At 66.3% G+C, this 13,975-nt stretch carries 9 protein-coding genes; 3 read left to right on the top strand and 6 right to left on the bottom strand.

The window, feature by feature from the left end:
* Positions 1 to 32 precede the first annotated feature (32 nt).
* Positions 33 to 533: an SH3 domain-containing protein gene (locus SCA01S_RS01240; protein WP_022676307.1), complete on the bottom strand. Its 501-nt coding sequence runs from the start codon at positions 531 to 533 to the stop codon at positions 33 to 35.
* Positions 534 to 740: 207 nt separating this feature from the next.
* Here SCA01S_RS01240 and SCA01S_RS01235 point away from each other — a divergent pair, with 207 nt between their 5' ends.
* Positions 741 to 1,769, top strand: a complete 1,029-nt coding sequence (locus SCA01S_RS01235) for a 2-hydroxyacid dehydrogenase (protein WP_062782107.1) — start codon at positions 741 to 743, stop codon at positions 1,767 to 1,769.
* 68 nt (positions 1,770 to 1,837) lie between these two features.
* A complete protein-coding gene (locus SCA01S_RS01230) occupies positions 1,838 to 3,160 on the top strand; it encodes an ammonium transporter (protein ID WP_062782104.1) in 1,323 nt (440 codons plus the stop codon).
* 85 nt (positions 3,161 to 3,245) lie between these two features.
* Here SCA01S_RS01230 and SCA01S_RS01225 read toward each other — a convergent pair whose 3' ends face one another.
* The 5 genes from SCA01S_RS01225 to SCA01S_RS01205 form a co-directional block, all read right to left on the bottom strand.
* The gene (locus SCA01S_RS01225; RefSeq protein ID WP_062782101.1) at positions 3,246 to 4,655 is read right to left on the bottom strand and encodes an NAD(P)H-dependent flavin oxidoreductase; all 1,410 of its coding nucleotides are present in this window, start codon (positions 4,653 to 4,655) and stop codon (positions 3,246 to 3,248) included.
* Between the two features lie 237 nt (positions 4,656 to 4,892).
* Entirely contained in the window at positions 4,893 to 6,020 is a 1,128-nt protein-coding gene (gene prfB / locus SCA01S_RS01220) for a peptide chain release factor 2 (RefSeq protein ID WP_062782098.1), read from the bottom strand.
* A 136-nt stretch (positions 6,021 to 6,156) separates the two neighbouring features.
* Positions 6,157 to 6,714: a peroxiredoxin gene (locus SCA01S_RS01215; protein WP_022676314.1), complete on the bottom strand. Its 558-nt coding sequence runs from the start codon at positions 6,712 to 6,714 to the stop codon at positions 6,157 to 6,159.
* A gap of 31 nt (positions 6,715 to 6,745) precedes the next feature.
* On the bottom strand, positions 6,746 to 9,325 hold the full coding sequence (locus tag SCA01S_RS01210; protein WP_084390713.1) for a penicillin-binding protein 1A: 2,580 nt from the start codon (positions 9,323 to 9,325) through the stop codon (positions 6,746 to 6,748).
* 75 nt (positions 9,326 to 9,400) lie between these two features.
* Complete coding sequence (locus tag SCA01S_RS01205) at positions 9,401 to 10,312, bottom strand: N-acetylmuramoyl-L-alanine amidase family protein (RefSeq protein ID WP_062782095.1); 912 nt, start codon at positions 10,310 to 10,312, stop codon at positions 9,401 to 9,403.
* 739 nt (positions 10,313 to 11,051) lie between these two features.
* Here SCA01S_RS01205 and SCA01S_RS01200 point away from each other — a divergent pair.
* Positions 11,052 to 13,892, top strand: a complete 2,841-nt coding sequence (locus SCA01S_RS01200) for an Rne/Rng family ribonuclease (protein WP_062782092.1) — start codon at positions 11,052 to 11,054, stop codon at positions 13,890 to 13,892.
* Positions 13,893 to 13,975: the final 83 nt, after the last annotated feature.

The raw sequence follows: 13,975 nt of genomic DNA, 5'->3' as shown, positions 1-13,975 counted from the left end.
GGGGGTGGTGAAAACCTAAGAAAACGCAGCCTTCAAGGCGTCCCCGCGCCCCACAGCGCATCCTGCGCCACAAAGCCCCGGCGCCCGCCGACATCAACCGGGCACCAGCCATCACGGCAATCGCCCAGCGCGGCCTGAACGCCAGGCGCCGCGCGCCACAGCACCGGGCCGCTACCATCCTTGTTGGCGCGGATCGGCGTAATCGCCCCCTTGACCAGCGCGGCGCGATTGCGGCTGAGAAACTGCGCCAGCACCCAGCCGCGCGCGCCATCGGGATCTTCGATCAGGCGCCAGCCACCCATCACCCGCAAGACCTTTACCGGCAAGCCACGGCGCACATAGACCCAATTGATGCGGTATTCGCGCCCAGGCCCCACGCGCATGTTGGTCTGGTCCTTGGATAGCGACGCCCAATAGGGGCTGTTGCCATCATCGGCGGCGTGCAGATGCGCCGGCCGTCCGGCCAAGCCCACCGCACCGGCAACCAGTGCCAGCGCCGCGGCCGAACGGATGATAAAGCGAAACTGGATCACGGTAAGACTTCTCCTGCCGCCCCCGCCCGGACGTGCAATCTCTGGTGCGATACAGCATTGGCCGGCAAGGGCAACAGCCTGCATGGCTGCGGCCGGCGATCACCCGCCTGGCCCAGCCCGAATGCCACGACAAATTCGGGTCCCGATCGGATATCGCCCTTGGTCCTGCTTGACCACCACCACCCCATGCGCATAGCCATAGTGGGGATGAGCCAGCACGCCCGCCCGCAAGACTTGCGCCTCACGCGCCGTATCGACGGCAAGCCCCGCGTCGTCGTGACCCGTCGCCTGTTGCCCGAAACGCAGCGGCGCATGGCCGAATTGTTCGACGTCATGCTCAATGCCGATGATCGCCCCATGTCACGACAGGCCTTGCGCGATGCCGTGGCGCAGGCGCATGTCCTGGTGCCCACGGTCACCGATGCGATCGATGCCGATCTGATCGCGGCGGCCGGCCCCGGCCTTGGCCTGATCGCCAATTTCGGCGCAGGCATCGAACATATCGATCTCGCCGCCGCGCGTGCGCGCAAGATCATCGTCACCAACACGCCCGGCGTCTTCACCGACGATACCGCCGACATGACCATGGCACTGATCATTTCGGTGCCGCGCCGGCTGGCCGATGGCGAGCGCGTGATCCGCGAACAGACCTGGGAAGGCTGGTCGCCATCCAGCCTGCTGGGTCACCGCCTGGGCGGCAAGATGCTGGGCATCATCGGCATGGGGCGAATCGGCCAGGCCGTGGCCCTGCGCGCCCGCGCCTTTGGCATGGCGGTCGTCTATCACAACCGCCACCGCCTGCCCCCGGCGGCAGAGGCAGCGCTGGGCGCGCGCTATGAGGCCGATCTCGACACGCTGGTGCGCACCGCCGACATTTTGTCGCTGCATTGCCCGCACACGAGCGAAACCCACCATCTGATCAATGCGCGGCGCATCGCGATGATGAAGCGGCACGCATATGTGGTGAACACCGCGCGCGGCGAACTGATCGAGGAAGCCGCGCTGATCGCCGCGCTCGAGGCCGGGGCGATCGGCGGCGCCGGACTCGATGTTTTCGCGCACGAACCCCAGGTCGATCCGCGCCTGCGCCAGTTGCCCAACGTGGTCCTGCTGCCGCACATGGGCAGCGCCACGTTCGAAGGGCGGCTCGCCTCGGGCGACAAGGTCATCGCCAATATCCGCTTCTGGGCCGATGGCCATCGCCCGCCCGATCAAGTGATAGAAGGCTGGGCCTAGCGGCGCTTGGTCACCGCGCCGCTAACCATTTCGGATTTGTCAAAGACTTGGGCCTAAGGTGCCGCGCCATGAACGATTCGTTGCGACATCACGGGGCCCGCGCCCTGGCCGCGCTGGCCCTGCTGCTGGTTCCAACCCTTGCCCATGCCCAGGATGCCGGGCTCGACCCCGCCGATAGCGGCGATACCGCATGGCTTCTCGCCGCCACGCTGCTCGGGCTGCTGCTGGTGCTGCCGGGCATCGGCCTGTTTTATGCCGGGCGCGTGCGGACGCAGAGTATGCTCTCGGTCATGACGCAGACCGTGGCGGTCACCGCGCTGGTTTCCCTGCTGTGGATCGTGGTGGGTTATACCCTCGCGTTCGGCACGGTCAGCAATGGCTGGCTCGGCAGCGGCAGTGCCTGGATGCTGATCGATCTGGGCAACGTGCGCGCCGATACCCTGGTGCCCGAAAGCGCCTATGCCCTGTTCGAGATGGTCTTTGCCCTCGCCGCCCCCGCGCTGATGATCGGAGCCTGGGTGGATCGCGCCCGCTTTGGCTGGGTGCTGGGCTTTTGCGCACTGTGGAGCCTGATGGTCTATGCGCCGATCGCGCACTGGATCTGGGGCGGCGGCTGGCTCGCCACGCGGCTTGGCACGGTGGACTATGCCGGAGGACTGGTCATTCACACCAGCGCCGGAGTCTCGGCGCTGGTCGTGGCGCTGCTGATGGGCCGGCGTGAACGCTTTGCCCAGGCTGCTGCGCGCAGCGGTGGCTTTCCGTTGCTGACCCTGGTGGGCGGCGCGATGGTCTGGCTGGGCAGCCTGGCGCTGGCCGGAGGCAGCGCGCTGGCCGCGGGTGATGATGCCGCCATGGCGCTTATCAACACCCACGTGGCCATCGCGACGGCTGCGCTGGCCTGGCTGCTGCTCGATCGCCTCGGCGGCGCACGTCCCGGCCCCACCGGGCTGGCACGCGGCGCGCTGGCTGGCCTGGCCCTGATCGCCCCGGTCGCGGCCTATACCAGCCCCGGCATGGCCGTGGTGCTGGGCCTTGTCGCGACACTCGTCGCCAAGGGCACCGCGCGCCTGGTTCAGGGCCATCTCCAGATCGACGATTCGCTGGGTGTCTTTGCCGGCCAGGGCATGACCGGCATTGCCGGCACGATGCTCACCGCGCTGGTTCTCCACCCCGCGCTCGGCGGCACCGGCTACGGCCCGGGCATGACCCTGGCGCACCAGGTGGTGGGCCAGGCCGTGGGCGTGGTGGCCGTCGCTGCGTGGAGCGCGATCGCCACCGCGATTGCCGCGCTGATGGTGTCGATGGCCCTGCCCATGCGCGTGACGCGGGACGAGGAAATGGCCGGCCTGGACGCGACCTGCCATGGCGAGGCCATGTTGCAGCAGGACTGAACAACCACGCGCAAGCCATTGCCCTCAAAATAAAAAAGCCCGGGGTGATCCCGGGCTTTTTCGTAATGGCTTGGCCTGATGGCGATCAGTCGCCGGTCAGGATGCGATCCACCAGCTGCTTCACCGTGGGGGTGAAGTTGTTGGAATAGAACGGGTCCTGCTTGAAGCGATAGGCAGCATGGCCGGCAAACATCAGGTTCTGGTCGATATCGCCACCGTGGGCGATGTCCTGCAGCGTCTTCTGGATGCAGAAGCTGCGCGGATCAGCGAGGCGCCCGGTGGTGTAATCGTCGTGGTCCTTCCACGACGAGAACCCGCAGTGCGACAGGCAGCCCATGCAATCGGCCTGGTCCTTGCGGATTTCGTCGCGTTCCTCGGGGTTGACGAAGATGACCGTGTCATCGGGCGTGCGCAGCGCGGTGGTGAAACCGGCGCCGAACCATTCGCGGGCACGCGCCAGGTCGGCCGGCGCCACCCAGAAGTTCTTGCCCTTGACGCCCACGTCGAGTTGCACCGTGTGCTCGCCCGCAGCCACCTTGGAATAGGGCACCTGGCGTTCGGAACGCGCTTCCAGCGAACGCAGGAACGGATTGCGCACCGCCGAGGAATAGAAACCGGTGGGCGAAAACTTGTGCAGCAGCACGTCGCCCGGCTCCAACGTGCGCAGATGGTCCTTCCACGCTTGGGGGATCGGGCTTTCTTCGGTCAGCAGCGGGCGCGTGCCGAACTGGAAGGCGATCGCGCCCAATTCCGGGTTGTCGATCCAGTTGTTCCATTCGCGCAGGAACCACACGCCGCCGGCCATCACGATCGGCACGTCATCGCTCACGCCCTCGGCGCGCATCGTGTCGCGCAGCGCCTTGACGCGGGGATAGGGATCTTCGGGCTGGCGCGGGTTTTCCGCGTTCGACAGGCCATTGTGCCCACCGGCCAGCCACGGGTCTTCATAGACCACCGCCGCCATCAGGTGCGCCACCTTGTGATAGGCGCGCTTCCACAGGGCGCGGAACGCGCGGCCCGAAGACACGATCGGCAGATAGCTGACGTTGAAGCGCGCGGCGATTTCCGACAGCTTGTAGGGCATGCCCGCCCCGCAGGTCACGCCGGAAACCAGGCCGCGGGTGCGCTCCAGCACGCCTTCGAGCACCTGCTGCGCGCCGCCCATTTCCCACAGCACGTTGATGTTGATCGCGCCCTTGCCGCTGGCGATGTCATAGGCGCGGCGCACCTGCTCTACCGCGCCATCAATGGCATAGCGGATCAGTTCTTCGTGCCGTTCCTTGCGCGTGAGGGCGTTGTAGACCTGCGGAATGATCTTGCCTTCGGCATCATAGCTGTCGGCATTGACCGCGCTGACCGTGCCGATTCCCCCCGCCGCGGCCCAGGCGCCGGAACTCATGTGATTGGTGGCAGCAACCCCCTTGCCGCCTTCCACCAGTGGCCAAACTTCGCGGCCGCCATAGAGGATAGGCTTCAACCCCTTGAACGCAGACATATCATTCCTTCGACGCGCCCGTGCGCGTGGCGTTTTCCGGCTTGTAGCGCAGCACGGCCGATCGATCCCTTGCGATCGTCCGTGCGCGGCGCGCCTGACCGGACATGAAAAACCCGAATAGGCTGTTTTACGGCGAAACGCCGTCCAGCGAAAGTCCGGTCTCGTGCTTTTGCCCTTTTGACGCGGCGAAATGCCGCGTCAAAAGGGCAAAAATCCTCTCCAAACCGGCAGAAACGATCAATCGTCGTCGTCCACCGCAACCTTTTCACCAGTCACGCGCTGCGACAGCGCCGCAGCCATGAACGGATCAAGCGCACCGTCGAGCACGTCGGTGGGATTCGTACTGACCACACCGGTGCGCAGATCCTTGACCTGCTGATAGGGCTGCAACACGTAGGAGCGGATCTGGTGACCCCAGCCGATCTCGGTCTTGGCGGCATATTCGCCCGATGCAGCCGCTTCGCGCTTGGCCAGTTCGGCCTCATAGATGCGCGCTTTCAGCATGTTCATCGCGGTGGCGCGGTTCTTGTGCTGGCTGCGGTCGTTCTGGCTCGCCACGATGATCCCGGTGGGTACGTGGGTGATACGCACCGCCGAGTCCGTCGTGTTGACGTGCTGCCCGCCCGCGCCCGAGGCGCGGTAGGTGTCGATCTTGAGGTCAGCCGGGTTGATTTCCACCTCGATGTTGTCGTCGATCTCGGGATAGACCCAGACCGAGCTGAACGAGGTGTGGCGCCGTGCCGAGCTGTCATAGGGGCTGATGCGCACCAGACGATGCACGCCGCTTTCAGTCTTGGCATAGCCATAGGCGTTCTCGCCCTTGATCAGCAGCGTGGCGCTCTTGATCCCGGCCGCTTCCCCAGCGTGGTAATCCACCAGGTCCACCTTATAGCCGTGGCGTTCGGCCCAGCGCGTGTACATGCGCTGGAGCATTTCCGCCCAATCCTGGCTTTCCGTGCCGCCGGCACCGGCGTGCACTTCAAGATAGGCGTTGTTGGCATCGGCTTCCCCAGCCAGCAGCGCCTGGACCTTGTCGGCATCGGCGCGGTTGGCCAGCGCGGCCAATGTGGCGAGGCCTTCGGCGATCGTCTCGTCATCGCCTTCCACTTCACCAAGTTCGACGAACTCGATGGCATCGGCCATTTCCTGGCCGATCTGGTTGACGGTGCCGATCGAGGCATCGAGCCGGCGACGCTCGCGCATCACGGCTTCGGCCTTCTTCGGATCATCCCACAGCTTGGGATCCTCGACACGGGCGTTGAGTTCGTCGAGCCGGCGCACCGCGCGGTCCCAGTCGAGGAACTTGCGCACCAATGCGAGTGCGGCCTCGATGCGGTCGATATGAGCCTGCCCTTCGGCACGCATGACGGTCTTACTCCATACAAACGAACTGGCCGCTTAGCGAAGCCGGCTCGTTTGTAAAGGTGTGCGCTTGGGGCCCCGCCGGGAAACGCCCGATTGCTTCGGGTGTTTTGCCGACGGGGCCCACGCGCAAATGCGATCAGCCGTGGCGGCGGTGCATCGCCTGCACGGCGGCCAGCGTCAGCCTGACATGGTCGCGATAGTCCATGTCGGAATGAACCAGCGTGATCCGGCCATCGGGCGCAATGACATAGCTGGTGCGCGTGGTCAGCCCGGTGGACTTGCCACCCTGCTGCAAATCGACGTCATAGGCCCTGACCACGGCCGGGCTGGCGGCGGCAACGGCAAACTTGTCGCGGCATTCCTCGGTCGAAAAGCGGGTCAGCGTGGCGATGTCATCGTTCGACATCCCGATCACGGTGGCACCGGCGCGGGCGAAATCGGCCGTGGCATCGGCAAAGGCGTGGGCTTCCATCGTGCAGCCCTGGGTAAAGGCCTTGGGATAGAAATAGAGCACCACCGGCCCGCGCTTGAGCGCCTTCTTCAGGTTGAAGCTGAACGGCTTGCCGCCCAGCGCACCCTGCGCCGAGAAATCGGGCGCGCGGGCGCCCTGCGGCAGCGCGGCGTGCGCGGCGGCCATGGGAGTGAGGGAAAGAGCGAAGGCCGCCAACGCGGCAAGGGGGGAGCGCGTGTTCATGGCCGGAAGGCTTAGCACAGCGCCGCCCCCCTCAATAGATGCCCCCTTGGTCCTCCACAAAGTTGCTGCCGGCCGGCCGCGCAGCCGGCGCGGCCTTGGCGCCGCGCGCCGAACGCGCCTTGCGCAGCGCATCGAGCACGGCTTCCTTGGCGGTGATCTCCGAAGGCTGCACGGTGCGCCGTGGCTCGGTATCGGGCTTGAATGCTTCCCAGATGATCGAGGCCTTGCGGTCATTGTCCTGCGGCGTGCCGCCGAACACGCGCTTGCCCGAAACGCGATCGATCTTGACCATGGAAACCCCGGCCGGCGCGGTAAACGGAATGTCGGCCCAGCGCGGGCGCGTGGCCAGCACGAACTGCTTGAAGATCGGCGCGGCGATTCGCCCGCCCTGGGCATAGCCGCCCAGGCTGCGCGGCTGGTCATAGCCCATGTAGACGCCCGCGATGATGTCGGGCGATCCGCCCACGAACCACACGTTGGTGGGTCCGCTGGTCGTGCCGGTCTTGCCGAACAGCGGCAGGCCCAGATCGTGCAGCGTTTCGGCCGTGCCGCGCACCACCACGCCTTCCAGCATGTGCACCACCTGGTAGGCCGTGCGCGGATCAAGCACCTGCTTGCCCGCCGGGCGCAGGCGCGGCATCGCCGTGCCGTCCCAGCGCGGCATGTTGCAGCCGGTGCAGGCGCGGTTGTCGGCGCGCCAGATCACCTTGCCGTTGCGATCCTGGACATAGTCGATCAGCGTTGCGTCGCGCTGGCGCCCGTGATTGGCCAGCGCGGCATAGGCATTGACCATGCGTGTCACCGTGGTGTCGCCCGCACCCAGCGCCATCGACAGATAGGGCTGGTAATCGCCGATGCCGACGTTCTTGATCGTGCGCACCACCTTGTCCATGCCGATGTCGTTGGCCACGCGCACGGTCATCAGGTTGCGCGACTGCTCAAGACCCCAGCGCATGGTGTGGCTGCCCGATCCGCCTTCGTTGCCGAAGTTGCGGAAGCACTTCTGGCCCAGTGCCGCCCCCTGATAGACGCAGAACGTGCCATCGACGACCATCGAGGCCGGCGTCATGCCGTTGTCGAGCGCCGTGGCATAGACGAACGGCTTGATCGTCGAGCCAGGCTGGCGCTGCGCCTGGGTGGCGCGGTTGAACGAACCGAGGCGCGCGTCGAACCCGCCCTGCATGGCGAGGATGCGGCTGCTCTGCGGGTCTTCCACCACCATGCCGCCCGAAACCTCGGGCACCACGCGCAGGCCCCAAGTGCCGTTGCCGGCCGGGGCCACGGTGATCACGTCACCCGCCTTCATCGCATCGGGCACGCCATAGAGCGTGCCGGTCTGCCCATCGGCAAAGCCCACCTGCCCGCTCGATCCGCGCCGCGAGATCAGCACCGCGACGCGCCAGTCGAGATAGCGGATCGACAGGTTGCTGTTGATCAGCTGCGTCTGCCAGCTCCCGGAGTCGCTGTCGTCCATGTCGATATGCGCGATCGGCCCGTGCCACGCCCGCCCGGCGGAATAGCGCAGCAGCCCGGCGCGCAGCGAATCCTGCGCCGCAGTCTGCAACTGCTGGTCGAGCGAGGTACGCACCCACAGGCCGCCGGCATAGACGCTGTTGGGCCCGTCCTTGGCCTGCTCGCCAAACTGGTCGATCAACTGGCGGCGCACTTCCTCGAGGAAATAGCCGGCGTCAGCGGTGTAGTTTTCGGTCCGGCGCGGGACCAAGCCCAGCGGCTGTGCCTTGGCCTGCGCCACATCGGCGGCGCTGGCCCAGCCGTTCTTCTCCATCTGGTCCAGCACCCAATTGCGGCGGGCAATGGCCTTTTCGGCAAATTTGGCGCGGCTGTAGGTTTCCGGTGCCTTGGGCAGAATCGCCAGGAACGCGGCTTCGTGCAGTTGCAGGTCGCCTACGTCCTTGTCGAAATAGGCGCGCGCTGCCGCCTGCACGCCAAAGCTTTGGCGGCCCAGCGGGATTTCGTTGAGATAAAGCTCCAGGATCTGCTGCTTGGTCAACACGCTTTCGATGCGCCGCGCCAGGAGCATTTCCTTGAGCTTGCGCGTTACCGAATATTCGTTGCCGATCAGGATGTTCTTGGCCACCTGCTGGGTAATGGTGGACCCACCACGCGCCCGGGCGCCCGTTCCCAGCTTGGTAGCGTAGTCCACGACGGCACCAGCCAAGCCCGTCAGGTCGACACCACCGTGGCTCCAGAAAGACTTGTCTTCGGCCGACAGGAACGCGTTGATCAGCTGCGGCGGAAAATCGACGAAGCGCAGTTGCACCCGCCGCTCGCGGGCATAGCTCGACACGATCTGCCCATCGGCGCCGCGCACCATCGTCGGCAAGGGCGGCTGATAGGTCAGCAGCGTGTCGGCCGAGGGCAGCGTGCGCTCCACCGTCACCCACAGCAGACCGCGCAGGATCAGCAGGACCAGAACCAGCCAGCCCGCGCGCCGCAGCCACTTGGAGCGCTGCCACAGGCCCTTGATGCGGCTGGCCAAGCTTCCGCCCCGCCGAATGCGGAAGCGGCGGCCATCAGGCTCCCCCTCGGGTTCACGGTCAGGTTCGGGCGCATCGCCGCGCGCAATGATCGGGGGCAGGTCGTCGGCCATCGTGGCCGCGCTCTAGCACGGGGCTTTGACGGCGCACCAGTGCCTATCGCGCAAATGCGCCCTGGCGTTTCCGCGCTACGCCCCCAGCGGCCGGCTTTCCTGTTCCGCCAGAAAGATCGCGATGGCGCCGGCCACGGCCTTGGCAAAGCGATCGCGCCAGGCCTTGTCGGTCATCGCGGCAGCATCGGCGTGGTTGCTGATATAGCCGGCTTCCATCAGCGCAGAGGGCAGATCGAGCGACTTGAGCACCACGAACGCCGCCTCGCGCCGGGGGTCGACATGAAACCGGATCGCCCCCTGCCCTTCACGCAGGATCAGATCGGCCAGATGGATGGAGCGCGTGCGCATCTCACGCCGCGACAGGTCTACCAGGATGGAATTGACCGCACTGGAACGCCCCTGCAGCGCGACGCCGTTTACCATGTCGGCACTGTTTTCCCGCCGCGCCAGGGCATCGGCCACCGCGTCAGACCCGCGATCCGACAGGGTGTAGACGGTGGCGCCGCCGGCATCGGCACTCGGCGCGGAATCGGCGTGGATCGACAGGAACAGGTCGGCGTGCAGGCGCTGGGCAATTCCCGACCGCTCTTCGAGCGCAAGAAAGCGATCGTCGCTGCGCGTCAGCGCCACGCGAACATGGCCCTGGGCGAGCAGCGCATCACGCAGCGCCAGCGCCAGGGCCAGGGTCAACTGCTTCTCGCGCAAGGTGCCCTCGCCGCTCGCGCCCGGATCATGGCCGCCATGGCCAGCGTCGATCACCACCAGCGGGCGGCTGGCATCGGCCGGGCCCAATACCGGCGGCAGATCGATCGGCCGCGTGCCATCGGGCAGCGCCACATGCACGACATAGGCGGGATCGCGCCAGGCGCCGCCCGCGCCAATGCCCAGCATGACCCGCGCCCATACCGCCAGCACCAGCAGCGGCACCACGAACAGCGCGGCGATCACCAGGCGCTGCGGTATCAATTCGGGCGAAGGCTTTACCATGATTGCGCTGCCTATGCCGCGCTGCCGGGGCAGTGGTCCAGCGCAAAACCGCGCCGCCTCCCAATCGACGCAAGCTTGGGCTCTTGGACAGGCCCTTGCCACCCCCGTGAAATGCCGGAGGGTTTCGGGACACGGTTTTAATTGCCGCTTTGCGATTGGGGTGCTAGCACCCATCACACGGAGCAGTTTGACTTGCTGCGTCCCTCGCCGCGTTGCCGCCGCGCCTTGATGAGCGCCCAGGCAGCAACGCCCACGGCCGATGCGCCAATGGCAGGGGGATGACGCAGTCGGGCTTGGTCCTGGCGGGCAGGAAGGGACAAGGCAGATACGCCACCCTCGCCCGCGCTTGAGGTTGATGCCGTGATGAAGAGCCGCGTACCGTTCCAGCCAAAGCGCCCCACCGGGGCCTTTGTGCTTTGGACGGATGCCGGCACGCACGAATACCCCGGCACTGCTGCAAACTTTCTTGCAAACCGGGGCGTCCACGCAGGGCAATCGTTGCACGCCTTCGCCACCGCAGACGCACACCAACCGCCGCCGGGCGGCGAGCATCGCAGGGCCTTGCCACATGGCAGCCTGCCCATGCTCCGATCCGGCAAACCCGCATTTGCAAAGCGCCACTGGCCCGGCCTCCTTCATCAAAAGGATCACGGCCGCACGCCAGGCCTTTGCCTCACCACAAGAAACCGCACGAAATTCCCGGGCAATGTCCCGCGGCCGCGCGGCTGGAGACAACAGAATGACCCAGCGCATGCTGATCGATGCGCGCCACCAGGAAGAAACCCGGGTGGCTGTGCTCAAGGGCAATCGTATTGAAGAATTCGACTTTGAATCTGCTGATCACAAGCAGATCAAGGGCAATATCTACCTCGCCAAGGTTACCCGCGTAGAGCCTTCGCTCCAGGCGGCCTTTGTCGACTTTGGCGGCAACCGCCACGGCTTCCTGGCGTTCAGCGAAATCCACCCGGATTACTACCAGATCCCCAAGGAAGATCGCGAAGCGCTGCTGGCCGAAGAGGCCGCCCACGCCGAGGAAGAAGCCGCCCTGCGCGCTGCCGAAGATGGCGACGACGAGGATTATGAAGGCGGCGCCGACTACGAAGGCGGCTACGACGACGGCAACTTCGAAGACGGCCAGGGCGTGACCGAGGTCGATACCTCGGAAAAGGACCAGGTCGCCACGATCGAAGGCGGCGTAGTCGAAAACGGCTTTGACCATGAAGCCGAAGACGCCGCCGATGGCGAAGAATCGCACAGCGACAACGGCCGCCGCCAGCGCCGTCCGCGCCGCCAGGGCCGTGGCCAGAGCAAGGAAGCCGAAGAGCTGCGCGCCAAGCGCATGGCCCTGCGCCGCCGCTACAAGATCCAGGACGTGATCCAGCGCCGCCAGGTGCTGCTGGTCCAGGTCGTCAAGGAAGAACGCGGCAACAAGGGTGCAGCGCTCACCACCTATCTCAGCCTGGCGGGCCGCTATTGCGTGCTCATGCCCAATTCCAGCCACGGTGGCGGCATCAGCCGCAAGATCAGCTCGGCCTCTGACCGCAAGCGCCTGAAGCAGATCATCGCCGAAATGGAACTGCCCCGCTCGATGAGCTGCATCGTCCGTACCGCCGGCCTGCAGCGCACCAAGCCCGAGATCAAGCGCGATTTCGACTATCTCGCCCGCCTGTGGGACGAGATTCGCGAGCGCACGATGCACTCTTCGGCCCCGGCGCTGATCCATTCCGACAGCGACCTGATCAAGCGCGCCATCCGCGACATCTACAACCGCGATATCGAGGAAGTGGTCGTCGAGGGCGAAGCGGGCTACCGCGCCGCCAAGGACTTCATGAAGCTGCTGATGCCCAGCCACGCCAAGCGGGTGCGCCAGTATGCCGATCCGGTGCCGCTGTTCCAGCGCTATGGCGCCGAAGACCAGCTTTCGGCGATGTATGATCCCGTGGTTCAGCTGCGTTCGGGTGGCTACCTGGTGATCAACCCGACCGAGGCGCTCGTCTCGATCGACATCAACTCGGGCCGCTCCACCAAGGAACACGGCATCGAGCAGACCGCCGTTGCCACCAACCTGGAAGCCGCGCGCGAAATTGCCCGCCAGTTGCGCCTGCGCGACATGGCCGGCCTGGTCGTCATCGACTTCATCGACATGGAATACGGATCGAACGTCCGCAAGGTCGAGAAGGCGATGAAGGACGCCTTGAAGGACGACCGCGCGCGCATCCAGGTGGGTCGCATTTCCGGCTTCGGCCTGATGGAAATGAGCCGCCAGCGCCTGCGCACCGGCGTGCTCGAAGCCACCACCCGCGCCTGCCCGCACTGCGATGGTTCGGGCCTGGTGCGCACCGCCTCGTCCGCCGGCCTTTCGGCCCTGCGCATGATCGAGGATGAAGCCGCCAAGGGCAAAGGCAGCATCATCACGCTCTACGCCAGCCAGGAAGCGGCGATCTACGTGCTCAACACCAAGCGCACCGATCTTGCCGAGATCGAAATGCGCTATGGCGTGGCCGTGGAAGTGATCCCCGAGGGCGAGAATGAAGGCGCCAAGATGCGCGTTGCCTCGCGCGGGCCCAAGCCTGAATTCGTGCCGCGCTTCGAACCCATCGTCGAACCTGAAGAAGACGACGTGATCGAGGACACCTACGAGGACGAGGAAGACGTCGTCGAGGAACGCAGCGAGCGCGAGGAAAGCCGTGGCGAAGGCAGGGGCGAAGCCGACAGCAATGGCCGTCGCAAGCGCCGCAAGCGCCGTCGTGGCCGCAACCGCGATCGCCGTGACGAAACCTCGGGCGAAGCCGGTGACGAGCATGACACCGACGAAGCCGAAGGCAGCGATGCTGAAGACGCGGCCTACGATGTGGTGGAAGCCGCATCTGATGCTGGCGACGAGGACGGCGCTCCCGAAGGCCAGGCCGAAGCCGACGATGACCGTGGCCCGCGCAAGCGCCGCCGCCGCAGCCGCCGCCGTCGCGGTGGCCAGCGCGATGACGCTGCCGAGGCCCAGGGCGAAGACGGTGAGACCGCCGACGCCGAGCCGGTGATCGCTGACGCCCCCGCTGCCGAACCGGCCCCGGTGGCAGCAGCCGCTGCCGCTGAACCGGCCGTGGCAGCAGACGTCGAAGCGCCCGCCGAGGAAGCCCCGGCCAAGCCCAAGCGCGTCCGCAAGAAGAAGGTGGTAGAGGCTCCTGCCGAAGCCGCCGCCGAGCCGGCACCTGCCGTCGAAGCGCCTGCTGCAGAGGCTCCGGCTGCCGAAGCGCCTGCCAAGCCCAAGCGCGTGCGCAAGAAGAAGGTCGCCGACGCTCCGGCCGAAGCGGCCGCCGAACCGGCCACCGCCGCGCAAGCGCCTGCTGCCGAGGCTCCGGCTGCCGAAGCGCCTGCCAAGCCCAAGCGCGTGCGCAAGAAGAAGGTTGCTGAAGCACCCGCGGAAGCAAGCGTGGACGCTGCCCCCGAAGTGGCACCCGCTGCGGCTGCGCCGGCAGATGCTGACGCGGCTGGCGAAAGCGATACCGGCGAACAGCCCGCAGCCGATGGCGAAGACGGCGCTTCGCCGCGCCGTGGCTGGTGGCAGCGCACCTTCGGCGCCTGATCGCCAGAGGCCCTTGCGGCTCTGAAAAAAGCCCGCCTCGGCAGTGCCGGGGCGGGCTTTTTCATGGCCTACGACAAAGATCA

It is taken from the genome of Novosphingobium capsulatum NBRC 12533 (assembly GCF_001598375.1).
Lineage (GTDB): Bacteria > Pseudomonadota > Alphaproteobacteria > Sphingomonadales > Sphingomonadaceae > Novosphingobium > Novosphingobium capsulatum.
The sequence above is the reverse complement of the archived record's forward strand: the minus strand, read 5'-3'. Positions and strand labels throughout refer to the sequence as shown.